We start from the raw sequence: 24,854 nt of genomic DNA, 5'->3' as shown, positions 1-24,854 counted from the left end.
CTAGCGCACTTCACTGAGGGTGCCCCGCATCAGTTGAACGCGCAGAGCCCCCGCCTGACCGGCCGCGACGGTGCTGAGCAAACTTGTCCGCGCGTCAGGCCGGGACGCGAATCGGACCCTGCGCCGCGTCCTGTTCGGCCTCCTCGATTTCCCGCACCAGCGGCAGCACCTTGGCGCCGAAGTACTCGATCTCCTCCTGGAAATGCAGGAAGCCGCCGAGGATCAGATCAACGCCGCGTTTGCGGTACGCAGCAATGCGTTCGGCGATCTGTTCCGGAGTTCCGATCAACTTGGTACGAAAACCGTCGTTGTACTGCACCAGATCCTCGAAGCTCGAATCCGCCCACATGCCCTTCTTGTCTCCGGTCGAGTTGCCCGCCTGCTGCACGGCCTGACGGAACCCGTCGACGGCCGGCCGGTTCGCCTTCGCGACGATCTCCTTGAGCGTCTCTTTCGCTTCCTTCTCGGTGTCGCGCGCGATGATGAAGCCGTTCAGTCCGAAACGGACTTCCCGGGCAACCTGACGGGCGTGGTCGCGAACATCCACGACTTGTTCGGTCACACCGTCGAAGTCCTTGCCATTCGAGAAATACCAGTCGGCGTAATAGCCGCCATTGCGTCGCGCCGCCGTCGAGTTGCCGCCCTGGAACAACTCCGGGTTCGGGCGTTCCGGCGTGTTCAGTGGCTTGGGCTTCAGCGTGAAGTCGTGGATTCGGTAGAAGTCGCCACGGAAGTCCACCTCGTCCTCGGTCCAGATCTTGCGAAGTACCTGGAGGAATTCGGCGCTGCGGCGGTAGCGCTCGTCGTGCTCCAGCCAGGGCTCGCCCAGGTGCGTGAATTCGTCCTTGAACCAACCGGAGACGACGTTGACGGCGAAGCGCCCGTTGGACAGGTGGTCCGCCGTCGCGCCCAGTTTGGCCAGTACGGCAGGCTGCCAAAGACCCGGGTGAACGGCCGCGATGACTTTCAGGCGTTCCGTCGCGAGCAGTAGCGCGAGGCTGAAACTCGTTGACTCGTGCTGATATTCGGCACCGTAGCTGGCCTCGTACCGGACCTGACTGAGGGCGTACTCGAAGCCGTTGTTCTCCGCGGTTTGCGCGAGCTTCTTGTTGTACTCGTAGTTCCAGTCGGTGCGCTGTTCGATGTCGCTGGTCACCAGGCCGCCACTGACGTTCGGCACCCAGTAGGCGAACTTGACGTGGTCGGCGATGCGTTCGGTCGTCATGGGGCCATGTGAACAAGCGAGGCGTGCCGCCGTCGTGGGTAACGTTCGCGGTGAACTTATCTCGATAGCGGTTCACCCGCGCTTCACCCCGTGAGGTTGGCGCAAAATCCCAGCTAGTCAGGCTTGAGCAGGTTTCTTGACACCGCCTCTTGCGCCCCGATACTGAAACACGTTCTAATTCACCCTATGGACTACGGGCTCGTACTTTTCACCAGTGACCGCGGCATCAAGCCGGCCGCCGCGGCCAAATTGGCCGACGACCACGACTTCACCACCTTCTACGTGCCCGAACACACGCACATCCCGATCAAGCGCCAGGCCGCGCATCCCACCACCGGTGACGAGACACTGCCCGACGACCGCTACATGCGCACGCTGGACCCGTGGGTGGCACTCGGCTCGGCCGCGGCGGTCACTTCGCGCGTGCGGCTGTCGACCGCGGTGGCGCTGCCGGTCGAGCACGACCCCATCACCCTCGCGAAATCCATCGCCACACTGGATCACCTGTCCGGTGGCCGAGTGTCGGTCGGCGTCGGATTCGGTTGGAACACAGACGAACTCCAGGACCACAACGTGCCGCCGGCCCGGCGTCGCACCATGCTGCGCGAGTACCTGGAGGCGATGCGCGCGCTGTGGACCCAGGAAGAAGCCGAGTACGACGGCGAATTCGTGAAGTTCGGTCCGTCGTGGGCATGGCCGAAGCCCGTGCAGTCGCACGTGCCGATCCTCGTCGGGGCAGCCGGCACCGAGAAGAACTTCAAGTGGATCGCCAAGTCGGCCGACGGCTGGATCACCACGCCGCGTGATTTCGACATCGACGCGCCGGTGAAGCTGCTGCAGGACACCTGGGCCGCAGCCGGACGTTCGGGCGCCCCGACGATCGTCGCGCTCGACTTCAAGCCTGACGCCGACAAGTTGGCGCACTGGAAGGAACTCGGCGTGACCGAGGTGCTGTTCGGGTTGCCGGACAGCGACGACGCGACCGTGTCGGCGTACGTCGAGAAGCTGGCCAAGAAGCTGCGCGACTTCGGGATCTGAAGTTCGGCCGGCGCGTCGGCGTCTCTGCGTGGGCGATCACTGATATCTGGTGACGCCAGACAAGACCACGCTGTTCTGACGCGTCGAGATTGACGAAATGGTCGTGGAACCTACTGCGATAACGACCATTTCGTCGATCTCGTCGACCGAGGGTCAGGCAAGCGCAGCCCGATTCCCCTCGTCAGTCGAGGTGACGACGATCTTCGCACCCAGCGGCTCGCCATCGACCAGCAGCGCCATCAAATCGGCATCGGTAGTAGTGGCCAAGAACCGGCTCCCGTCGGCGTCGAGCCGACCGATGATGATGCCGGTGTTGGGAGTCCAGTCGTATCGGACCGTGTAGGTCTCGATAGTCGCGGGGCCGTTCGCATGTTCGACAACAGCGACCGTCGGCCACGATGCGACCTCTTCGCACAATTCGGCGCTGTTGTCCGCCACCCAATCCGCGGACTCGGTCGAATAGATGCCGACCGAGAACTTGCTGGCAATGCCGCCATTCGCACCGACCAACGCGAATTCGCCTGGGGTTTCGCGCATTCGGGTGACCGCCTCGGCGATGCCGTGCAGCGAATAGTTGTTTCCCGGGCCACCGAAGTACGGCAGTCCACCGGTCAGGGTCAGACCCCGCGGATCGTCGGACGCGAGACCAACACCGTCGCAGATGTTGAACACCGGGAACGGGAAGCAGCTGTACAGGTCGAATGCCGAGACGTCATCGATCCCAATTCCCGCCACGCGCAACGCTTCTTGCACTGCCAGCACCGAGGCCGGGCTGGCACCGACGTCCGGACGATCGAGCAGCTTCTGCTCCTTCATATCCGCATGCCCACGCAGATAGACCCACTTGGATTCCGGCACAGCGAGTTTGCGCGCGGACTCCACCGACATGAGCACCGCGGCCGCACCCATGTTGACCTGATCGCGAGCCACCATGAGGCGCGGGTACGGGTCGCAGATCATCCGGTTCTTGTCGGTGACGGTCACCAGCTCATCGACAGTGCGCTCAACGGGCGCCGACGAATAGGGATTCTTGGCAGCGACTTTCGACATCGGGGCGTACAGCTCCCCCATGGCCTGTCGGTAATCCTGCACCGACAGCCCGAGGCGGGCACGACGGGCGTTCTCCAGCAAGCCGTACTGCACCGGCGCACCGATCAGCCCATGCCGAACGGTGTATTCGTCGAAGATGCCGTCGTAGCCGTAGCCGCGGTCTTCGAGCTGGCCGTCGATGGTCTCCGAGTGATCGGGCTTGTCGTCCCGGCCCTTGAAATAGCGGATGCTGGACGTGTTCTCCGACCCCATGATCATCACGACATCGGCCTGGCCGGCCACGATCTCACCGGCGAATTCGGTAATCAGGTGCTGAGGGCTCTGCCCGCCGATGACTTCCAGCACGGCGCGGGCCGGGTCGGCACCGATGCGTTGCGCCACGGATCGCGGGTAGTTGTTCGATTTGCCGAGCGGAGCCGGAACGTGGCCGGAGATCTCGAACTGCCGGGTGCCTGCGACGGTGTCGATGGCCGCGGCGACCACTGCCACGTCAGCTCCAGTGTCCTCGAGCGCAGCCTGCGCCGCTGCGGCGGCGAGGTCGACCGACGACATCCCTCCGTAGTCAGGGTCTTCCAGGCGTTCGGTGAACTGACCGACGCCCACGATCACCGGCGTACGCGGATCGACACCCATTACAAACCTCCAGGCAACTGTTAATTCGACAGGCTAACCGATTGCGATGTCTCCGCAACGTCGCGGGGTAGCTGCACATTTGCGTCAGGAGCTAGCCGCGGACCGAAGTACGGTTGAGCAATGGCCGCCGGATCGGATCCGCACCTGGGCGGCGCTGAGGCATGAATATTCAGGTGCGTGCGGCCTCACGACTGAACGTTCTGATGCGCCAGCTGGCGACGTTGGGTCTGATCGTGTCGATCGCGAGCGCATGCCACATGTCCTCGCCCGGTCAGGCAACCCCGGAATCGCCACCGACGGCACCTGCCGGCGGTCCACCGCACCCTCCTCCGCCGAGCGGAGTCTTCCCCGATTTCGCGTCCTTCGCACCAGCCGAACTGGCGTCGTATTCCGCGAAGAACTGGCATGACGACACGTACGTCTTGTTTCGGACGCCGGGTGAAATCGGCTGCTTTGCCTACATCTCCAACAACGCCATGGGACTGATCGAGTGCCACGGACAATCGATGCCAGGCTTCCCCGCAGATGCCCTCAACCCCAAACTCAAAGACCGGCCGACGGTGTTCACCGTCGAAGAATCGTCCGATGGTCAATTCAGATTCACGTCAGCGTTGGGTACCTATACCGAGGAGAAGGGTTACCGGCTCCTGCCCGCAGGAATGAAACTCACGGTCGGCGCCACGGGATGCGCTGTCGGTGACGACCACTACATTGCATGCGCGACCAGCCAACACCACGGTTTCGTCATTTCACCCACCGGCAGCTGGACCTTCTAACCCACGCCAATTCAGACGTACAACCATCTAGACGTACATCTAATTCGACGTACAATTGCGGCATGAATTGGCCCATCAGACCCATGTCTCTCGTGGTCGGCGGCGTCGTCCCGCCCGAGAACGTGGTGGGCCGCGTCCGTGAGCAGCAGGAAATCCTGGCCAGCCTGCCCGACGGCGGCGCCGCCCTCGTCGGCGATCGTCGGCACGGCAAGACGTCACTGTCCCGCCTCGTCGCGCACACCGCGCGACTGCAGGGCCTCACCGTCGTCTCGGTCAGTGCCGAGCGGCAGACCTACGCCGAGTTCGTCACCGCCCTCGCCGCCGAACTCGGCCGCGTCGACAACGCGCTGCGTCAAGAAGTCGACCGCTGGAAGGTTGCCGTCGGCACCGGGCCGTTCAAGTTCGAGCGGGTCCGCGCCGACGCCGCGCTCGACGACCTGTTGCAGCGCGCCGTCGCCCGCACCAAGAACGGCCCGCTGGTGTTGTTCATCGACGAGGTCACCGTGCTCGCGCGCAACCTCGAACGCGAAAAGCTCGGCGGCGGAGACGCATTCCTGCATCTGCTGCGCCGCTTCCGGCAGGACAACTCCGGCAAGCTGGCTACCGTATTATCCGGTTCTATTGGCTTTCACCATGTTTCAGAGGACGCCCTCAGCTCGGTCAACGACATCCGCAAGGTCACGGTCGGACCCATCCGGCATGACCACGCCACGTACCTCGCCGAGTGCCTGTTGCTCGGCGCGAACGTCCCGACCACCGACCGACATCAGGTCGCGGAATCCGTTGCGGCGGCGGCGGAGAACGTGCCGTACTACATCCAGCATCTGGTCGCGGGCGCGGCACGAGAAGGTGCCGTCCAACCGGAACGGATCGCCGAGCTGCTCGCGGCCGCCATCACCGATCCGCACGACCCCTGGGACCTCCGTCACTACCGCGACCGGCTGCGCAACTACTACGGCGATGACGCCCCCGCGATCGCAGGCCTGCTCGACATCTATGCCCATGCCCCAGCACCTTTGGGCGTCGACGCCACACTGCAGTTCCTGCAGACCGAAGGGTCACCGATCCATGACCGCGATCAGTTGGTGTCTTTCATCGAACGCCTCGAACAGGATCACTACCTGCGCCGCATCGGCGACGACGACTGCTTCGCCTCCGGCCTCGTGCAATCCGCCTGGCGGGCGATGAGGCGGTAGGCCGTGTCCCACCCTGCCTTCTCCCCCGGCACCGTCCACCCCGCCGAGCTCGACGCCCGCACCGTCGGCCGCGCCGCACTACTGAAGCGCCTGACGGACCGCATCGTCAGCTCCGCCCAGGACGGCTCCCGGCCGCACACGCTGCTCGTCGCACCCCGCGGCGCCGGCAAAACACACACCCTTCAGGTCGCGATCCACCGGGCCATGAAGCACCACAAGACCGCGAAAGCAACCCTGCTGCTGGCACTTCCGGAAGACGCCCTGGCTGTCGGCAGCTATTCGGACCTCCTCGTCGAACTGCTCCGCACCCAGGACCCCGAGACAGCCGAACGTGCGCGGGAACAGCGCGGCGACGCACTGGAACTCGAACGGGAGATCCTCGATCTGGCCGCGGGCCGAATGGTGCTGATCGCGATCGAGAACGCCGATCGGATCTTCGAGGCCATCGGTGAGGCAGGTCAGGGCAGCTTCCGGGCATGGGTCGAAACATCCACCGCGATATTGGTTTTCGCCACGGCGCCGGCACTGTTCCCCGCGATATCCTCCCGCACCCACCCCTGGTACGGATCATTCATCATCGAGGAACTCCCCGACCTCACCGACACCGATGTCGCCGAGCTCCTCGCCCAACATGCCCGCAACCGCGAAGTGGCCTCGTACGTCCAGACTTCCGAGGGCGCGGCCCGGATCGGCGATGTCGCACAGATCGTCGGCTGGTCACCGCGAGTTTGGCAGATCATCGCCGACACCGTCGACCGAGCCGCACTCCAAGCAACACAGCCCGCCGCCGACTCCGTACTCGAACAGCTGACACCCCACTACCAGCAGCTCCTCTGGCAGCTGCCCGCGGGCGAACAACGCCTGATCGTCGAACTGGCTCGCGCCGACGGGGCGCGAACCGTCACCGACCTCGCTGCGGCCGTGGGTATTTCGAACCAATCCGCCTCGGCCGCCCTGGGCCGGCTGACGACCGGCGGTTGGGTCCACCCCGCCAAAGCAGAGTCGGGCGACCGCCGCGCCACCTGGTACGACCTCAACGACCCGCTGCTGCGGAACTACCTGCACTACCGCGAACGCCGCCAACGCTGGGGCTCGACTCCTTGACGAAACTGTCACTTAGTGACACAGTTGGACTGTCACTAAGTGACAGGAGGGAGGCCAATGAGCGACAAGCAGGACCAGGCGCGGATTGCGGTGTCACGCATTGCCTGTGCCCTGTTCTGGGAGCGGGGCGTCGCCGGAACCAGTGGTGACGACATCGCCGCGGCCGCCGGACTTTCCACCCGCACCATCTGGCGCTACTTCCGCAGCAAGGAAAGTTGCGTCGAACCCCTGCTCGCCAAGTCGGCCGACCGGTTCCTGGCGAGCGCACGGCGCTGGCCGCACGAGCTCTCGTTGTCGGAACACCTTGCGGCAGATGCCATTGCGCATCCGCTGTCACCGCAGGACATCGAGGACGAGCTCAGCGCGATCCGGCTGGCCACCATGACAACATCCGACCCTGCTCTGCGCACCGCGTACCTGATGGTCCACGACCGCATGGAGCGGGGACTCATCCCGGTCATCGCCGACCGATTGGGCTTACCCGACGACGACCTCACCGTCCGCCTGTGCGCGGCGGCGGTCACGGGCGCCTTCCGCGTCGTCGACGAAGACGTTAGTAAGGCAATCGTGGTCGACGGCAAGAGAGTCAGCCAGGAAGAGGCACTGGCCCTCATGGACCGGGCGATTCGCGAAGCCACCAACGGCAGGCTGGGCGGCCCCGTCAAACCCTGACAACCCCATATTTCCTCACGAGCCGGCGACCACCGGCCCGGCGAACAAGCTTGTCCAAGAAAGGATTCCCATGGCGCTACCCGAACTCATCTCCGTCGAAGACCTTTTCAGCGCACCTGAACGCACGGCGGCGACGATCTCCCCGGATGGAACCCGGATCGCGTACCTGGCACCGTGGAAGAACCGCCTGAACGTCTGGGTGCAGGACGTCGACGACGACGCCACCGCACGGTGCGTCACCGCCGACGAAACGCGCAGCGTGTACATCTACCGGTGGACTGACAATCCACGATGGATGCTCTACATGCAGGACAACGGCGGTGACGAGAACTGGCACGTGTACCGCATCGACCTGGAGACCCCGGACACGCCTGCAGTGGACCTGACCCCGTTTCCCGGGACGCGAGCGAGTTTCGAACTGCCCAGGCGATTGCCGGGAAAGGCCATCGTCCAGATCAACAAACGCAACCCCGAACTGTTCGACGTCTACGAAATCGACATCGCCACAGGCGAACTCACGCTCCGCGCGGAGAACCCGGGCAATGTCGTGACCTGGCTGAGCGGTCCGAGCGGTGACCTGTTCACCAATACGCTGACCTCCGAAGGCGACGTCGAGATCTCGCATTGGGACGCGACAACGAGCACCTTGCGCCCGGTCAAGGTCTACGACGGCAGCGACTACCCGGTGGGGATCTTCCCGGTCACCGTCACACCGGACGGCAGGGGCATCTGGCTACCCTCGTATGAGAACAGCGACCGGTCCCGACTGGTCCTGGTCGACGTCGCCGACGGCACCGAGACCGAGGTCGACAGCCACCCGACATTCGACCTGGGCAACCAGATGGTCCTCCCGTCACCATTCATCCTGGGCCAGCGGACAGGTGATCTGATCGGCGTCCGCTACTACGGCGAACGCCAGGTCGTCCATCCGCTGGACCCGAATTTCGCTGCGGTACTGGACAATCTGGTCAAACTCTCGGACGGCGACCTCGCCACCGTGTCATCCGACGACCGTGGACAACGGTGGGTGGTCAGCTTCACCCATGACCGTGATCCGTGGGCCACCTATCTCTACGACCACTCGACCGGCGAAAGCCGGCTGCTGTTTCGGCCCTACGCGCGTCTGGACCCGGATGCGCTCGCCCCGATGACACCCGTGACCATCATGTCGCGCGACGGCCTGGACTTGCCTTCGTATCTGACCCTGCCAGTCGGGATCGAACCCGTCGACCTGCCGTTGGTCGTGCTGGTCCACGGTGGTCCGTGGGCGCGCGACTGCTGGGGCTTCCAACCCGACGTGCAGTTGCTGGCCAATCGCGGATACGCGGTGCTGCAGGTGAACTTTCGCGGCTCGACGGGCTACGGCAAGGCCTTCACCAAAGCTGCGATCGGGGAGTTCGCGGGCAAGATGCACGACGACCTCATCGACGCCGTGGACTGGGCCGTCAAGCGGGGCTACGCCGACCGGGACAAGGTGGCGATCTACGGCGGCTCGTACGGTGGCTACGCCGCGCTGGTCGGCGTGACGTTCACCCCGGACGTCTTCGCGGCGGCCATCGACTACGTCGGGATCTCAAGTCTCGCGAACTTCATGCGCACCCTGCCCAACGTGGCTCGGCCCTTCCTTGCCACCAACTGGCATACGTACGTGGGCGACCCCAACGACCCCGCGCAGGAGGCCGACATGCTGGCCCGCTCGCCCATCACCAAGGTGGATCAGATCCGCACACCACTGCTGGTTATCCAGGGCGCCAACGATTCTCGCGTCGTGCAGGCAGAATCCGACAACCTCGTCGAGGCACTGCGCGCCCGCGGAGTCACGGTCGAGTACATGGTCAAGGCCGACGAAGGACACGGATTCCTCAACCCCGACAACCAGATCGACATGAACCACGCCGTCGAGCGCTTCCTCGCCCAGCACCTCGGCGGTCGCGTCTGACCGCACATTCGGCACAAAACACAACAGGCCCCCACCAGAAGGTGGGGGCCTGTTGTGCAGAAAGAATTACAGCGACTGCAGGATCTCGCGAGCCAGCGCAGCGGTGGCCGACGGGGTCTTGCCGACCTTCACGCCGGCGGCCTCGAGGGCCTCCTGCTTGGCGGCAGCGGTGCCCGACGAGCCCGACACGATGGCGCCGGCGTGGCCCATGGTCTTGCCCTCCGGAGCGGTGAAGCCCGCGACGTAGCCGACGACCGGCTTGGTGACGTTGGCCTTGATGTAATCGGCAGCACGCTCTTCGGCGTCGCCACCGATCTCGCCGATCATCACGATGACCTTGGTCTCCGGGTCCTTCTCGAACGCCTCGATGGCGTCGATGTGGGTGGTGCCGATGACCGGGTCGCCGCCGATGCCGATAGCGGTCGAGAAACCGAAATCGCGCAGCTCGTACATCATCTGGTAGGTCAGGGTGCCGGACTTGGAGACCAGACCGATCGGGCCCTTGCCGGTGATGTTGTTCGGCGTGATGCCGACCAGCGCCTCACCGGGGGTGATGATGCCCGGGCAGTTCGGGCCGATGATGCGGGTCTTCTGACCCTTCTCGACGTTGTAGGCCCACGCGTACGCGCTGTCCTGCACCGGGATGCCCTCGGTGATGACGACCAGCAGCGGGATCTCGGCGTCGATGGCCTCGATGATGGCGTCCTTCGAGAACGCCGGCGGGACGAAGGCGATCGACACGTCGGCGCCGGTCTCCTTCATGGCCTCGGCCACGGTGGCGAACACCGGCAGCTCGATGTCGTTGCCGTCCTTGTCGACGTGCGAGACCTTGGTGCCGGCCTTGCGCGCGTTCACACCACCGACGACCTGGGTGCCCGCCTTCAGCATCAGCTTGGTGTGCTTGGTGCCCTCACCGCCGGTGATGCCCTGGACGATGACCTTGGAATCCTTGTTCAGGAAGATAGACATAAGTTGTTGGCTCCCTTACTTGTTCGCCAGCTCGGCGGCTTTGTCGGCACCGGAATCCATGGTCTCGGCCTGGATCACCAGCGGGTGGTTGGCCTCGGCCAGGATGCGGCGGCCCTCTTCGACGTTGTTGCCGTCGAGACGGACGACCAGCGGCTTGTTGGCCTCGTCGCCCAGCATTTCCAGAGCCTTGACGATGCCGTTGGCGACCGCGTCACACGCGGTGATGCCACCGAAGACGTTCACGAAGACGCTCTTGACCTGGCTGTCGTTCAGGATGACGTCCAGGCCGGCGGCCATCACCTCGGCCGAGGCGCCACCACCGATGTCCAAGAAGTTGGCGGGCTTCACGCCGCCGTGGTTCTCCCCGGCGTACGCGACGACGTCCAGCGTCGACATGACCAGACCGGCACCGTTACCGATGATGCCGACCGCGCCGTCGAGCTTGACGTAGTTGAGGTCGTGCTCCTTGGCCTTGAGCTCGAGCGGGTCGGTGGCTTCCTTGTCCTCGAACTCGGCGTGGCCGGGCTGGCGGAAGTTGGCGTTCTCGTCCAGGGTGACCTTGCCGTCCAGGGCGAGGATCTGATCGTCGGGGGTGCGAACCAGCGGGTTGACCTCGACCAGGGTGGCGTCCTCGGCGACGAAGACCTCCCACAGCTTCTGGATGGTCACGGCGGCGGCGTCGAGGACCTCGGCGGGCAGGTGGCCCTTCTCGGCGATCTCACGGGCGAAGGCCAGGTCAACGCCCTTGACGGCGTCGACGGCGACCTTGGCGAGGCGCTCCGGCTTGGTGGCGGCGACCTCTTCGATTTCCATGCCACCCTCGACCGAGCACATGGCCAGGTAGGTGCGGTTGGCGCGATCGAGCAGGAAGGAGATGTAGTACTCCTCCGCGATGTCGCTGGCCTCGGCAACGAGCAGCTTCTTGACGATGTGACCCTTGATGTCCAGACCGAGGATGTTCTGCGCGTGAGTGAGGGCGTCCTCCGGGGTGGCGGCGTACTTCACGCCACCGGCCTTACCACGGCCGCCGACCTTGACCTGCGCCTTGATCATGACCGGCTTGCCGATCTCCTCGGCGATCACCTTGGCGTCATCGGCGGACTCGGTGACCCGGCCCGGTGTAGTAGGGACGTTGTGCTTGGCGAACAGCTCTTTCGCCTGGTACTCGAAGAGATCCATGAGCTCTGAGAAATCCCGTTCTGTCTGCGTTGACGGTTGAATTCACTTCAGCATTGGGCCGCACTGGCTCGCTCGGCACTTTAGCCACGTACTAATGAGTAGCCAGCACCGCCTACCACCCATGTGGTACATCTCACCCGAGAGCCACGAGTGAGGCAAATCACAGTTCCCGGCCAATGGCATCAATAGGTTGCCAATCGGTTCTGATTTTCAGTACCGTCATGGGCGGTCTCGGTAACGGTACGGTCACGGAGCAAAGGAATTTCGGTTGGCTGAGCACGATTCGTCTGGCACTCCCCTCGGAGAGGCGACGAACGCCGGCAACACCGAGAACGCTACCCGCACCACCATCAAGCCATCCCGCGCTGTGAGCCCCGCCGAAGTGACTGACATCATCCCGTTCAACGAGTTCGGTGATCTGCACGATCTGGACCTCTCTGAGAGCGCTTTCGACCGCGATTCCCGCGTCAACGCGGCCCCTGAGCTCGACGATCTGAACGACACCGACGACGAGACCCCGCTGATCCTGACTGTGCCGGCAGAATTCCGGCGGCCCGAGGGCGCCCAGCGCCTCTCCGCCAGCGCCTACCGCGACAGCCACACGGACACCAGCAATGGTTTCGATGACACCGACGTCATCGATCTGCGCGCGAGCCGTGGCACCCACCGCAAACCCGAGCCCACGGGCGGTGTGAAGGGCCGCCTGGTCGCCGCCGCCATGGCCGTCGGCGCCACTGCTGCCGCCGGGTACTCGATGATGACCAGCGCCGATCAGCCGACCAGCACCAAGCTGGCCGCCGATCAGATTCTGGCGTCGGGTCCCACCGGCTCCGCCGACGGCATCCAGATCGTCAACGTCGAGCCCGCTGCATCTTCCGGCGCTGTGCACGCCCAGGAACTGGCCAACGGCGCCGCTTTCGCGCAAGAGCGCGCCGAGCGCGAAGCCCGCCTGGCCCGCCCGCTGTTCGTGATGCCGACGCGGGGTGTGTTCACCTCCGGGTTCGGCTACCGCTGGGGCGCGCTGCACGGCGGTATCGATCTCGCCGGCCCGATCGGCACCCCGATCGTCGCGGTCTCCGACGGCGTTGTCGTGGCGGCAGGTCCGACCGCAGGTTACGGCGCCTGGGTCAAGGTCCGCCACTCGGACGGCACCGTGACGCTGTATGGCCATGTCAACACCTGGGTGGTGTCGGTCGGCCAGCGCGTTTTCGCCGGCGACCAGATCGCCACCATCGGCAACCGGGGCAACTCGACCGGCCCGCACTGCCACTTCGAGGTGCTCCTCGGCGGCAGCCAGCGCATCGACCCCGTGCCGTGGCTGGCGCAGCGTGGCCTGAGCCCGGGTAACTACGTCGGCTGATTCGTGACGGACGACAACTCTCCCGATGGGCCGTTGTCCGACCCCACCCAGACCTTTGGGCGACAGTCTGACGACGAGCCCAAAACTGGGCTGATTCGTCGGGTACCCACAGGCGCGATCCCGATCGTGCACCCCGCCGACGACAGCGCACCGGCGACCAGCATCATCCGGCGCATGCCGACCGGCGCCATCCCCATCCCTGTCGCCGATGCCGATGCCGACGCGCCGCAGACCAGCATCATCGAACCCACTGCCACCGGCCTGATCCTGTCCGGCCTGGTCGAACCCGAAGCGCCAGGGACCGCCAACATCGCGGCACCCAGTAAGCCCAGGCCGAAATCGCCGCCCGGCCCGTTCGCCGCCGCCGCCACCGCCACGGCCTGCATCTTGAGTGGCTGGGCCACCGCCGTCATCGCCACCTCACTGATCTCCGGGTGGTGGCGCACCGATCCGCTGTTCTGCGTCGCCATCGGCTTCCTCGCCGCGGTGGGCTGCGGCGCCACCATCGGCGGCCAGATCGCGGTGCTGCTGCGCCATCGCACCGGCCGGATGCTGGTGGTGGTCGGCGCTTTGGTGACGCTGGTCATCTTCGCCAGTTTGTTCGTCGCCGGGGCGAAACTACCGCCCATCGTCTACGGCATCCCGGTGCTGCCCGTCGTGAGCATCGTCCTCGCGATGCTGCCCGTCACCGGGCGCTGGTGCACCAAAATCTGACGTCGCCAACGCGAATCCGGCTAAAAATCAGCGAGATCGCACCCTGGCGGTTTCGCGCGCGACGGCGCTAAAGCTTCTGTACCGGCGCGTGGTTGTGCATCAGCTTGACCCGGCCGGAGCTACCGAAGTCGATGAGCGACATGGCCGATTCGCCGACTCCGCTGACTTCTTCGACCCGCCCCAGCCCGTACTTGTCGTGGGTGACGCGATCACCCGGTGACAGCACCACCAGCGGCTTGTTGCGATTGGGCGCCGGCCGCATCGGCGACGGACGTCCGCCGCCCAGACCGCCGCTCGAGCCGCCGGAACCGTACCGGCTCGGCGCCGACAATGATGGCGGCGGCTCGACCCGTCGCCAGTCGATCAGCTCTTGCGGAATCTCTTGCAGGAAGCGCGATTCCGGATTGAGCATGGGCTGCCCCCACGACGACCGCACCTTGGCGCGGCTGAGGTACAGCCGCTGCCGGGCCCGGGTGATGCCGACGTAGGCCAGTCGGCGTTCCTCGGACAGCTCGGTGGGATCACCGAGGGCGCGCATGTGCGGGAACATGCCGTCTTCCCAGCCGGTCACGAAAACCACGGGGAACTCGAGACCCTTCGCGGTGTGCAGCGTCATCATGGTGACGACGCCGTCGCCGCCTTCGGGAATTTCGTCGGCGTCGGCCACCAGGGAGACCCGTTCCAGGAACGCCGCCAGCGCTCCGGTATCGGGGATATCCTCGTCCAGTTCCTCTTCCTGCAATGCCTGCGCATTGGCCAGGTCGGTGCTGAATTCGTGTGCGACGCTGACCAGTTCGTTCAGGTTGTCCAACCGCGCCTGGTCCTGCGGGTCGCTGGAGGCCTCCAGCTCACGGCGGTAGCCGGTACGGTCGAGCACCGTCTCGACCAGGTCGCCCAATTCGCCGTCGAGTCCGGCGCGCAGGCTGTCCATGAGCTCGACGAAGCTGGCGATCGCCTTCTCCGAGCGGGAGTTCAGCATCGGCACCCGGCCCTCGGCCGCGGCCTGCAGCGCGTCACTGAAGCTGGCGCCGGTGTTCTCGGCGTACACCGCCACACAGGCTTCGGCGCGGTCGCCGATACCCCGTCGCGGGGTGTTGAGGATGCGCCGCAGACTCACCGCGTCGCCCGGGTTGTCCAGCACCCGCAGGTACGCGACGATGTCGCGAATCTCCTTGCGCTCGTAGAAGCGCATGCCCCCAACGACTTTGTACGGGATACCGGCCCGGATGAAGATGTCTTCCACCGACCGTGACGAGTTGTTGGTGCGATAGAACACCGCGACGTCGCCGTAGCTGAACTTGGTGTCGATACCGCTGCCCTTGGTGGTCAGCGTGTCGATCTCCTCGGCGATGAACCGCGCCTCGTCGTGTTCGTTGTCGGCGACGTAGCCGACGATCAGCTCGCCTTCGCCCGCGTCGGTCCACAACTTCTTGTCGCGGCGGCCGGCGTTGCGGCTGATCACCCCGTTGGCCGCCGACAGGATGTTCTGAGTGGATCGGTAATTCTGTTCCAGCAGAATGGTTTTCGCGTTCGGGAAGTCGCGCTCGAAATCCTCGATGTTGCGGATGGTCGCGCCGCGGAACGCGTAGATGGACTGGTCGGCGTCACCCACGACGCACAGTTCGGCGGGTGGCACGTCGTCGGCGCCTTCTGCCGCGTGGTGCCCGACGAGCTCGCGCACGAGCACGTACTGGGCGTGGTTGGTGTCCTGGTATTCGTCGACCAGGATGTGCCGGAAGCGCCGCCGGTAGTACTGCGCGATCTGCGGAAAGCTCTGCAGCACAGCGACCGTCTCGCCGATGAGATCATCGAAGTCCATGGCGTTCGCGGCGCGGAGCCGGCGCTGGTATTCGCCGTACACCTCGGCGACGATCTTCGGCAGGTCCTCGTCAGCTTCCGATGCCTCCGATGCGGCCTGCAGCGGGTCGATCAGCTCGTTCTTCAGATTCGAGATCGCTGTCGCCAGCATCCGCGGCGAGTAGCGCTTGACGTCGAGATTGAGGTCCTTGCCGACCATCATCAGCAGCCGGCGCGAGTCGTCGGCGTCGTAGATGGAGAAGTTCGAGTTCAGGCCCGGCAACAGCGACGCCTGGTTGCGCAGGATGCGGACGCAGGTCGAGTGGAACGTCGACACCCACATCGACTTGGCACGCGGCCCGATCAGCTGGACCACGCGCTCGCGCATCTCTGCGGCGGCCTTGTTGGTGAACGTGATGGCCAGGATCTGGCCGACGCCGACGTCGCGGTTGCCCAACAGGTAGGCGATGCGCCGGGTCAGCACCGCGGTCTTGCCCGAGCCCGCGCCGGCCACGATCAGCAGCGGCGAACCTTCGTGCAGCACAGCTGCGCGCTGCTGCGGGTTGAGGCCGTCCAACAACTGGTCTGTGTCGGGGGCAGTGCTGGTCATGTTGGGGCTCGTCATATCAGCTCAAACTTACCGCTGCGGTGTGACAAGCCCGGCACTTCCCCGCCGCTATCGCTCGCCTCTTTGCGCTGGCACCGGCCGGGATGGCACACTCGAAACGTGCTCAATGCGCAGCAGCGATTTTTCTACGGGTACCGGACGCCGGTACCCGGGGTTTAGCTGCTTCCCTTCAGCCCCGTGGTCCGCATCCGGATCCGGGGCTCGTTTGTTGTGTGAGGCCTGAATTCGGATGACACCAGAATCCACCAACAACGAGGAAAACATGTCGACCGAAACTGAACTCCCCAACATCGACGAGCTCCGCCTGGAGATCGACGAGCTCGACGCCACCATCCTGGCGGCCGTCGCCCGTCGCACCGAGGTCTCCAAGATGATCGGCAAAGCCCGCATGGCCTCCGGCGGTACCCGGCTGGTGCACAGCCGCGAGATGAAGGTCATCGAGCGCTACAGCGAGCTGGGCCCCGAGGGCAAAGACCTCGCGATGCTCCTGCTGCGCCTCGGCCGCGGCCGCCTCGGCCACTGACTCCTCGGCCACTGACGCCTCGGCCACCGACGCCTTCTCCCGCGAGCGGCCGTGTCTGTACGGCGACACACCGACTTGGGTGTGTGGTTTGCGGACCCTCGCGGCTGGTGAGCGGCCCCCTTTTGTACGACTAGCCACGGCGTGTCGTGTGCAGACACGGCCGCTCGCGGAGGGGCGCGCAGGGAGTTACGGGGTCAGGGCGATGTACTTGGTGTCGAGGTACTCCTCGATGCCTTCGGTGCCGCCTTCGCGGCCGAATCCCGACAACTTCACGCCGCCGAACGGCGCCGCGGGGTCCGAGATGACGCCGCGGTTGACGCCGACCATGCCGGACTCCAGCGCCTCGGACACCCGCAGCGCCCGGTCCAGCGACTGCGTGTAGATGTAGGCCGCCAGCCCGTACTCGGTGTCGTTCGCGGCGGCGATGGCCTCGTCCTCGGTGTCGAAGCCCGTCACCGGTGCGACGGGCCCGAACACCTCCTCCTTGAGGATGCGGGCATCGGCGGGCACATCGGCCAGGACCGTCGCGGGATAGAAGTAGCCGGGCCCACCGGGAGCGGTGCCGCCGACGGCCACGGTCGCGCCGCGAGACACCGCGTCGGACACCAGCTCGGTCACGGTGCCGACCTGTTTGGCGTTGATCAGCGGGCCGAGTGTCGCGTTCTCGTCGAGGCCATTGCCGAGCGTGAACCCACTCATCCGCTGCACCAGCTTGGTGGTGAATTCCTCGCGCACCGAGTTGGCGACGTGGAAGCGATTGGCCGCGGTGCAGGCCTCGCCGCCGTTGCGCATCTTGGCGAGGATGGCGCCGTCGACCGCGGCGTCGATGTCGGCGTCGTCGAACACCACGAACGGCGCGTTGCCACCGAGCTCCATCGACATGCGCAGCAGCTTCTCTCCGCCCTGCTGCACCAGCGCCCGGCCCACCCCGGTCGACCCGGTGAAGGTCAGCTTGCGCAGTCGGCCATCGTTCATGAGGGCGGCGGTCAGCTCACCCGGACTGGTGGTCGGCAGCACGGACAGCACGCCCTTGGGCAGGCCCGCGTCGGCCATCAGTTTGGCCAGCAGCAGCATGGTCAGAGGCGTTTCGGCGGCCGGCTTTACCAGCATGGTGCAACCGGCGGCCAGGGCCGGGCCGATCTTGCGGGTACCCATGGCCAGCGGGAAGTTCCACGGCGTCACCGCATAGCAGGGACCGACAGGCGACTTGGTGACGACGATCCGTCCGGTACCGGCCGGGCTCGGCGTGTAGCGGCCGCCGATGCGGACCGCTTCTTCGGCGAACCAGCGGAAGAACTCGGCGCCGTACTTGACCTCGCCGCGACTCTCGGCGAGCACCTTGCCCATCTCGAGCGTCATCAGCGTCGCCACGTCCTCGGCGCGCGCGGTGATGGTCTCGAACACCGACCGCAGGATTTCCCCGCGCTCACGCGCGGGGGTTGCCGCCCACTCCTTTTCGACGGCCGCCGCGGCATCGAGGGCGGCGATGCCGTCCTGCGGGGTGGCGTCGGCGACACGGGCGATGACGTCCTCGGTAGCCGGGTTGAGCACTTCGAACGTGGATTGCCCGGCGCGCTCCTCACCGCCGATCCAGAGGCCAGTCGGGACAGACGACAACAGCGCGGCGATGTCCATACACCCATCATGTACGGCGGCGTCTCCTGCGTCACACTAGGGTTTGAGGCATGGCTGATCACACTCCCGCTGCCGACATCTCGACCACCTCGGCCTGGGAGGCGCTCACCGCGCACCACGCCGCGGTCGAGGCGACCACGCTGCGCGAGCTGTTTGCCGACGACCCGGACCGCGGCCGCGAGCTGACCCTGACCGTCGGCGACCTGTACATCGACTACAGCAAGCACCGGGTGACCCGGGAAACCCTTGCGCTGCTGCTCGATCTGGCCCGTGCGGCCGGCCTGGAGGAGCGGCGCGACGCCATGTTCGCCGGTCAGCACATCAACACCTCCGAGGACCGCGCGGTGCTGCACACCGCGCTGCGGCTGCCCCGGGGCGCCTCGTTGGTGGTCGACGGTCAGGACGTGGTCGCGGACGTGCACTCGGTACTCGACGACATGGGCACCTTCACCGACCGGCTGCGCAGCGGTGAGTGGACCGGGGCCACCGGGCAGCGCATCACCACCGTGGTCAACATCGGTATCGGTGGCTCCGATCTGGGTCCGGTGATGGTCGACCAGGCGCTGCGCCACTACGCCGACGCAGGCATCTCGGCGCGGTTCGTGTCGAACGTCGATCCGGCTGACCTGGTGGCCAAGCTGGACGGACTCGACCCTGCCACAACGCTTTTCATCGTCGCCTCCAAGACGTTCTCGACGCTGGAGACGTTGACGAACGCCACTGCCGCCCGGCGCTGGCTCGTCGCGGCGCTGGGTGATGATGCCGTCGCCAAGCACTTCGTCGCGGTCTCGACCAACGCGAAGCTGGTGTCCGAGTTCGGCATCGACACCGCGAACATGTTCGGCTTCTGGGACTGGGTCGGCGGCCGCTACTCCGTGGACAGCGCCATCGGGCTCTCGGTGATGGCCGTCATCGGCAAGGAGCGGTTCGGCGAATTCCTGGCCGGCTTCCACCTGGTCGACGAGCACTTCCGCACCGCACCACTGGAGGCGAATGCGCCGGCGCTGCTCGGGCTCATCGGCCTCTGGTACTCGGATTTCTTTGGCGCACAGGCGCGTGCGGTGCTGCCCTACTCCAACGACATGGCCCGGTTCGCCGCCTACCTGCAGCAGCTGACGATGGAGTCCAACGGCAAATCGGTCCGTTCCGACGGCACCCCGGTGAGCACCGACACCGGCGAAATCTTCTGGGGCGAGCCGGGAACCAACGGCCAGCACGCCTTCTACCAGCTGCTGCACCAGGGCACCCGGCTGGTGCCGGCCGACTTCATCGGTTTCAGCGAGCCGACCGACGACCTGCCCACCGCCGACGGCACCGGCAGCATGCACGACCTGCTGATGAGCAACTTCTTCGCGCAGACGCAGGTGCTGGCGTTCGGCAAGACGGCCGAGGAGATCGTTGCCGAGGGCACCCCGGCCGATGTCGTCCCCCACAAGGTGATGCCCGGAAACCGGCCCACCACTTCGATTTTGGCGACCAAGCTGACGCCGTCGGTGGTCGGCCAGCTGATCGCCCTGTACGAGCACCAGGTCTTCACCGAGGGCGTCATCTGGGGCATCGACTCGTTCGATCAGTGGGGCGTCGAACTGGGCAAGACGCAGGCCAAGGCCCTCCTGCCGGTGATCACGTCCGAAGCCGCGCCGGCCCCACAGTCCGACAGCTCGACCGATGCACTCGTGCGCCATTACCGAGCGGAGCGAGGTCGATCAGCCTGAGTCGCGCCGAGCGCAGCCGCTCCGCGTAGCCAGAGCCGCGGAGAAGCCGGATTTCCTAGGGAGATCCCTTATTTCGCGGACCTCCGAATGTTCATAGCGTTTGGCATGGACAGGGACGAGCCGACTCCGGAGGGGTCAGCCCCGAGACCGGAGGAACGACATGTCACGTTCGATTGCGCAGAGAACAGCCGCTCCAGCAGTGTTCGCGGTGGTCGCTTGTCTCACAGGTGCCGGCTCGGCCGCAGCAACACCGATGGTGCCGCTGGCGCCCCCATGCGGCCTCTTCCACTACTGGAAGCTGCCGAATCTTCTGACCATCCACCAGGACAATGGCCTCGACGTGCTCGTGACTTTCGAGGGAGGCACACCGGCCCGTGGTCAGTACACCGCCAAGGACGGCCGGCTCATAACCGGTCTCGGCGATGCGGAGCGGCGCGGCGAGACCAGCGACTTCAGTTTCCCAATGCGATGGCGCGAGACTGGCGGTTCGAACGTCTACAGCGTGCACATCGCCGACGACGGCTCCATGAGCGGCAACACCATCAACGAGCGATTCGTCAGCAATAAATGGACTGGATCCCCGAAAGCGACGTGCTGACCTGCCCCCACCTACATCCCGCGCCGCGGGGCATTTTCCACGCCACGAGTGGAGGAACTAGGCGAAGTACTTGGTGAAGCGCGGCGGCATCAGCTTCATCACCTCGACCAGCGGCCACCACGGCCAGCCGGGAACGACGGCGCGGCCCTTCTCGTTCTCGATGGCGTCGACCATGGCCTTCACGCCGGTCTCGTTGTCGACCATGAGCATGGTCGAGTTGGACTTCGCGGTCATCTCCGACTCGATGTAGCCGGGTTCCAGCACAGTGACCTTGATCGGGCCGGATGGGTATTCGGCACGCAGCGACTCACCCAACGATGTGACGCCGGCCTTGCTCGCGGCATACGCGGCCTTGTGTCCGGGCACGCCGACGTTGCCGAGCACCGACGACACCAGGACCAGGTGGCCCCGGCCAGCGGCCTTGAACATCTCCAGCGCCGTTTCGATCTGGACCAGTGCCGCAACCAGATTCGTCTCGATGGTCGCCTTGTTGGCCCACAACTTCCCGCCGCCCAGCGGGTAGCCCTTGCCGATGCCGGCGTTGACGATGACGCAGTCGATGCCGCCGAGCTCGTCGGAGAGCTCCTCGAACACCTTCGGCACCTGGTCGTGGTCGTTGACGTCCAGCGTCGCGATGGCCACGGTCACCCCCGGGTACTGCGCCGTCAGTTCAGCCTTCAGTTCTTCGAGGTTGTCCAGCCGGCGGGCGCACAGGGCCAGGTCGCGGCCTTTGGCGGCAAACTGCCGCGCCATACCGGCGCCGAGGCCGGAGCTCGCGCCGGTGATGAGGATTTTCTGCCGAGTCATGACAGCAGCGTAGCCAAGTCGACACCTGTCAAGAAAGGTCGGAGGGGGCAGGATCGACATATGAAGCTCGCCGCCCTGTTGACCGTTGCCCTGGGAGTGCTGTCGATGCCCCTCGCCCACGCCGACGACGATCCACTGTTCCGACTGGTCGACACCGCGGCCCAGCGGCTGCAGACCGCCGATGCGGTGGCCGCGGTCAAGTGGATCGACGGCGGCTCGATCGAGGATCCCGCGCGGGTCGATCAGGTGCTGGCCGCGGTCGGTTCACAGGCCCAGAGCGCGGGCGCTGACCCGGCGTTTGTGCGGAAGGTCTTCACCGACCAGATTCATGCCACCGAGGGCATCGAGTACCTGCGATTCAGCCAGTGGAAGTTCGATCCGGCCGCGGCCCCCGCCACAGCCCCGAACCTGTCCGAATCACGCACGGCGATAGACGGTTTCAACCGCACCATGGTCGCCGAGTTGGCGGCACAGCAAGGCGTCCTGCACGGCCCGGGGTGCGCCACGGCACTCGACGCCGCCCGAGCACAGGTGACCACGAACCAGCACCTCGATCCGCTCTACCGGCAGGCACTCACCGCAGCGACCAGGAACTACTGCAGCTGAATCACTTGAGCAGCTTGGACATTCGCCGGTCGGCAAGTACCTTGCCACCGGTCTGGCACGTCGCGCAGTACTGAAAGGACTTGTCCGCGAAGGACACCTCACGAACGGTGTCACCGCAGACCGGGCACGGCAGCCCCGTGCGGGCATGCACCCGCAGCCCGGAGCGCTTCTCCCCCTTGAGGGTTGCCGCGCCCTGGCCGACCGATCGGGTTACGGCGTCGGTGAGCACCGAGATCATTGCGTCGTGCAACGATCCCAGCTGCTCGTCGGTCAGCTTGCCCGCCGTCGCGAATGGCGAAAGCTTGGCCACATGCAGGATTTCGTCGCTGTAGGCGTTGCCGATTCCGGCGATCACCCGCTGATCGGCGATGACGTTCTTGATCCGGCCGGTATTGCCGGCCAGCACGGCACTCAACTCAGCCGGCCCGAGTGACAGCGCGTCAGGGCCCAATGTGGCGATCTGCGGCACCGCCAGCGGATCGTTCACCAGCCAGACCGCCAGGCGTTTTTGCGTTCCCGCCTCGGTGAGGTCGAAACCCGGTGCCTCACCCGGCTTTCCGAGATGCACCCGCAAAGCGATCGGCCCCTTGCCCGGTTTGAGCGGCGCCGCAGCCAGCTTCTCCGACCAGCGCAGCCAGCCCGCCCGTGACAAGTGGGTGATGAGATGCAGGTCGCCGACCTGCAGCCCCAGATACTTTCCCCAGCGGTTGGCCCCCGTCACCTCCTTGCCGTAGAGCGCGGTCGGTGGCGGGTCGAAGGTCTTGAGCACCGACAGGGCGGAAACATCGACACGGCCCACCGGCAATCCGACCGCATGACGACGCAGGTGATCGGCGAGCGCCTCGACCTCGGGAAGTTCCGGCATGGGTTCAGGCTAGCGACTGGATGTACCGCATGCTGTAGACATGGCAGACCGCTCGGCGCCCGCCCCGGCCACCAATCCGTTGCGACGCATCCTGATCATGAACAGCGTGCCGCGCCGCTGGCCGTTCGCGCTGCGCGCATCGATCTGCATGGTGGTGCCGATTCTCATCGGGTGGGCGGCCGGCGACGTGTCCGCCGGGCTGGTCGCCACCATCGGTGGCTTCACCTCGCTGTACGGCAGTGGACGGCCGTATCTCAACCGTGCGATGTACCTCGGCGCGATCGCCGTCTCGTTCGCGGTGGTCGTGGCGCTCGGCGATTGGGCGGCCGCCATGCCGTGGTCGGCGGTGTTGGTGGTGACGGTGATCGCGATGATCGCCGTACTGGTCTGCCAGGCCCTCTCGGTCGGTCCGCCCGGCGCCTACATGCCGGTGCTGGCCTGCGCGGCGGCGGTCGGGATCGCCACCCAGCATCTGAGCCCGTGGAGGTTGGGTGCGCTGGTGCTGGCCGGCGGCACGTTTGCCTGGGCGGTCCACATGGCCGGAGCACTGGTCCGCCCGCGCGGGCCCGAACGCGCCGCGGTCGCCAGTGCCGCCGAAGCGGTGGCCACCTACATCGAAACGTCGTCACCCGACGCGCGGCACCGCGCCGCACAACTCCTGCACGAGGCGTGGATCACCCTGGTGACGTTCCAGCCCGTGCGGCCCAAACCGGACGATGCCCTGTATCGGCTCCGGGTGACGAACCGCCGGCTGCACGTGTTGTTCGCCGAAGCCATGGCCGCTGCCGACCGCGGCCGGCCGATGTCCGTCGACGGCGCCGCGTTGGCGCGGCAGCTGGGCACCGTGCCCGGCGACATCGGCGGCAGTTTCGAGGGCATGATCCCGCTGGGACGGCCGTCCGTCGGGACCCTGCTGCGCCGGGCGGTGACGCCGGGCGCTCCCGCACTGACCGCGGCGCTGCGCACCGCGGCTGCGGTGGCGATCGCGGGTACCGTCACCGTCGGCCTGAACATGGACCACGCGTACTGGGCCATGGCGGCCGCGGTGCTGATGCTGCATCAGGGTTTCGATTGGCGGCGCACCGTACAACGCGGCATCGAACGGACGCTGGGCACCTGGCTCGGCCTGGTCCTGGCGGGCGGCGTCCTGCTCGCCGCGCCGGGCGGACCCTGGCTCGCCCTGATCGTCGGCACACTGCAGTTCCTGATCGAGATGTTCGTGGTGCGCAACTACACCATCGCGGTCATCTTCATCACGCCGGCCGCACTGACCATCGCGTCGGGCGGTCACCACATCGCCGACGTGCCCGCCATGCTGCTGGCCCGCGGCATCGACACCGTGATCGGTTGCGCCGTGGCACTTCTGGTGCTGTGGCTGACCCGGCGCGGTCATCCTGCCGCCAGCCCCGCCGAGTCGATTGCCGGGACGTTGGATGCCGTCGCCGTCGTGATGCGTCATCTGGCAGCGGGTGCGGTCACCACCGATCAGGCCCGCAATGACCGTCGTGATCTGCAGCTGCGCGCGATGGCCATGCTTCCGGTCTACGACACCGCCATCGGCGGGTCCGCTCGGACCCGGGTTGCGGCAGAACGACTTTGGCCGACGATCGTCGCCAGCGAACAACTGGCCTACCGGACGCTCGCCGCGAGCTGGGCCACCGAACAGTCCGAGGCGCCGCTCACCCTGAACGACGCCGCGCGACTGACCGCGACGATCGCCGATCTCGCCGACGCAATCCGTACGGGACGCCCGGCCGCCGAGATGGGCGAGCCACCGACCTTCGGCGCCAACGAATTACACGCGATCCGGGCATCGCTGGCCTGA

At 66.0% G+C, this 24,854-nt stretch carries 21 protein-coding genes and 1 pseudogene; 13 read left to right on the top strand and 9 right to left on the bottom strand.

Going from position 1 to position 24,854, the window contains the following annotated elements; translation table 11 throughout:
• Positions 1 to 94: 94 nt before the first annotated feature.
• Positions 95 to 1,225: a dimethylsulfone monooxygenase SfnG gene (sfnG, locus tag ACWW1C_RS04180; RefSeq protein ID WP_455982276.1), complete on the bottom strand. Its 1,131-nt coding sequence runs from the start codon at positions 1,223 to 1,225 to the stop codon at positions 95 to 97.
• Between the two features lie 186 nt (positions 1,226 to 1,411).
• On the opposite strand from sfnG, the gene ACWW1C_RS04175 reads away from it, so the two are divergent.
• Positions 1,412 to 2,263: an LLM class F420-dependent oxidoreductase gene (locus tag ACWW1C_RS04175; RefSeq protein WP_455982275.1), complete on the top strand. Its 852-nt coding sequence runs from the start codon at positions 1,412 to 1,414 to the stop codon at positions 2,261 to 2,263.
• A 153-nt stretch (positions 2,264 to 2,416) separates the two neighbouring features.
• On the opposite strand, the gene ACWW1C_RS04170 is transcribed toward ACWW1C_RS04175, so the two are convergent.
• The gene (locus ACWW1C_RS04170; RefSeq protein ID WP_455982274.1) at positions 2,417 to 3,946 is read right to left on the bottom strand and encodes an acetyl-CoA acetyltransferase; all 1,530 of its coding nucleotides are present in this window, start codon (positions 3,944 to 3,946) and stop codon (positions 2,417 to 2,419) included.
• A gap of 161 nt (positions 3,947 to 4,107) precedes the next feature.
• On the opposite strand from ACWW1C_RS04170, the gene ACWW1C_RS04165 reads away from it, so the two are divergent.
• From ACWW1C_RS04165 to ACWW1C_RS04145, 5 genes are all read left to right on the top strand, one after another.
• On the top strand, positions 4,108 to 4,722 hold the full coding sequence (locus ACWW1C_RS04165) for a hypothetical protein (protein ID WP_455982273.1): 615 nt from the start codon (positions 4,108 to 4,110) through the stop codon (positions 4,720 to 4,722).
• A gap of 83 nt (positions 4,723 to 4,805) precedes the next feature.
• Complete coding sequence (locus ACWW1C_RS04160) at positions 4,806 to 5,918, top strand: ATP-binding protein (protein WP_455984137.1); 1,113 nt, start codon at positions 4,806 to 4,808, stop codon at positions 5,916 to 5,918.
• Between the two features lie 3 nt (positions 5,919 to 5,921).
• A complete protein-coding gene (locus ACWW1C_RS04155) occupies positions 5,922 to 7,022 on the top strand; it encodes a MarR family transcriptional regulator (RefSeq protein WP_455982272.1) in 1,101 nt (366 codons plus the stop codon).
• A gap of 57 nt (positions 7,023 to 7,079) precedes the next feature.
• Positions 7,080 to 7,694 carry a TetR/AcrR family transcriptional regulator gene (locus ACWW1C_RS04150; protein ID WP_455982271.1) on the top strand — a complete coding sequence of 205 codons (615 nt, stop codon included), beginning with the start codon at positions 7,080 to 7,082 and terminating at the stop codon, positions 7,692 to 7,694.
• A 70-nt stretch (positions 7,695 to 7,764) separates the two neighbouring features.
• Positions 7,765 to 9,633: an alpha/beta fold hydrolase gene (locus ACWW1C_RS04145; RefSeq protein WP_455982269.1), complete on the top strand. Its 1,869-nt coding sequence runs from the start codon at positions 7,765 to 7,767 to the stop codon at positions 9,631 to 9,633.
• Positions 9,634 to 9,699: 66 nt separating this feature from the next.
• On the opposite strand, the gene sucD is transcribed toward ACWW1C_RS04145, so the two are convergent.
• Positions 9,700 to 10,602 carry a succinate--CoA ligase subunit alpha gene (sucD, locus tag ACWW1C_RS04140; protein ID WP_020099021.1) on the bottom strand — a complete coding sequence of 301 codons (903 nt, stop codon included), beginning with the start codon at positions 10,600 to 10,602 and terminating at the stop codon, positions 9,700 to 9,702.
• A gap of 15 nt (positions 10,603 to 10,617) precedes the next feature.
• The gene (gene sucC, locus ACWW1C_RS04135) at positions 10,618 to 11,781 is read right to left on the bottom strand and encodes an ADP-forming succinate--CoA ligase subunit beta (protein WP_455982268.1); all 1,164 of its coding nucleotides are present in this window, start codon (positions 11,779 to 11,781) and stop codon (positions 10,618 to 10,620) included.
• 268 nt (positions 11,782 to 12,049) lie between these two features.
• Between sucC and ACWW1C_RS04130 the strand changes: the two genes are divergently transcribed.
• The gene (locus ACWW1C_RS04130) at positions 12,050 to 13,141 is read left to right on the top strand and encodes a M23 family metallopeptidase (protein WP_455982267.1); all 1,092 of its coding nucleotides are present in this window, start codon (positions 12,050 to 12,052) and stop codon (positions 13,139 to 13,141) included.
• Positions 13,142 to 13,144: 3 nt separating this feature from the next.
• The gene (locus ACWW1C_RS04125) at positions 13,145 to 13,855 is read left to right on the top strand and encodes a hypothetical protein (RefSeq protein WP_455982266.1); all 711 of its coding nucleotides are present in this window, start codon (positions 13,145 to 13,147) and stop codon (positions 13,853 to 13,855) included.
• Positions 13,856 to 13,922: 67 nt separating this feature from the next.
• On the opposite strand, the gene pcrA is transcribed toward ACWW1C_RS04125, so the two are convergent.
• Complete coding sequence (gene pcrA, locus ACWW1C_RS04120) at positions 13,923 to 16,277, bottom strand: DNA helicase PcrA (protein WP_455982265.1); 2,355 nt, start codon at positions 16,275 to 16,277, stop codon at positions 13,923 to 13,925.
• A 232-nt stretch (positions 16,278 to 16,509) separates the two neighbouring features.
• Between pcrA and ACWW1C_RS04115 the strand changes: the two genes are divergently transcribed.
• Entirely contained in the window at positions 16,510 to 16,803 is a 294-nt protein-coding gene (locus tag ACWW1C_RS04115) for a chorismate mutase (RefSeq protein ID WP_455982264.1), read from the top strand.
• 186 nt (positions 16,804 to 16,989) lie between these two features.
• Here ACWW1C_RS04115 and ACWW1C_RS04110 read toward each other — a convergent pair whose 3' ends face one another.
• Positions 16,990 to 18,438: an NAD-dependent succinate-semialdehyde dehydrogenase gene (locus ACWW1C_RS04110; protein ID WP_455982263.1), complete on the bottom strand. Its 1,449-nt coding sequence runs from the start codon at positions 18,436 to 18,438 to the stop codon at positions 16,990 to 16,992.
• A gap of 50 nt (positions 18,439 to 18,488) precedes the next feature.
• Between ACWW1C_RS04110 and pgi the strand changes: the two genes are divergently transcribed.
• Both pgi and ACWW1C_RS04100 read left to right on the top strand, forming a co-directional pair.
• Entirely contained in the window at positions 18,489 to 20,153 is a 1,665-nt protein-coding gene (gene pgi, locus ACWW1C_RS04105) for a glucose-6-phosphate isomerase (protein WP_455982261.1), read from the top strand.
• A 253-nt stretch (positions 20,154 to 20,406) separates the two neighbouring features.
• Positions 20,407 to 20,751 (top strand): hypothetical protein, encoded by a 345-nt coding sequence (locus tag ACWW1C_RS04100; RefSeq protein WP_455982260.1) that lies wholly within the window; start codon positions 20,407 to 20,409, stop codon positions 20,749 to 20,751.
• A gap of 57 nt (positions 20,752 to 20,808) precedes the next feature.
• Here ACWW1C_RS04100 and ACWW1C_RS04095 read toward each other — a convergent pair whose 3' ends face one another.
• Positions 20,809 to 21,558: an SDR family oxidoreductase gene (locus tag ACWW1C_RS04095; protein ID WP_455982258.1), complete on the bottom strand. Its 750-nt coding sequence runs from the start codon at positions 21,556 to 21,558 to the stop codon at positions 20,809 to 20,811.
• 60 nt (positions 21,559 to 21,618) lie between these two features.
• Here ACWW1C_RS04095 and ACWW1C_RS04090 point away from each other — a divergent pair, with 60 nt between their 5' ends.
• On the top strand, positions 21,619 to 22,164 hold the full coding sequence (locus ACWW1C_RS04090; protein ID WP_455982256.1) for a chorismate mutase: 546 nt from the start codon (positions 21,619 to 21,621) through the stop codon (positions 22,162 to 22,164).
• A gap of 1 nt (position 22,165) precedes the next feature.
• On the opposite strand, the gene ACWW1C_RS04085 is transcribed toward ACWW1C_RS04090, so the two are convergent.
• Entirely contained in the window at positions 22,166 to 22,639 is a 474-nt protein-coding gene (locus ACWW1C_RS04085; protein ID WP_455984136.1) for a zinc finger domain-containing protein, read from the bottom strand.
• Between the two features lie 195 nt (positions 22,640 to 22,834).
• Positions 22,835 to 23,029 (bottom strand): annotated as a pseudogene (locus tag ACWW1C_RS04080) (DNA-formamidopyrimidine glycosylase family protein); the annotation flags it as partial.
• 40 nt (positions 23,030 to 23,069) lie between these two features.
• Between ACWW1C_RS04080 and ACWW1C_RS04075 the strand changes: the two are divergent.
• On the top strand, positions 23,070 to 24,854 hold the full coding sequence (locus ACWW1C_RS04075) for an FUSC family protein (protein ID WP_455982255.1): 1,785 nt from the start codon (positions 23,070 to 23,072) through the stop codon (positions 24,852 to 24,854).

Source organism: Mycobacterium sp. HM-7, assembly GCF_053852335.1.
The sequence above is the reverse complement of the archived record's forward strand: the minus strand, read 5'-3'. Positions and strand labels throughout refer to the sequence as shown.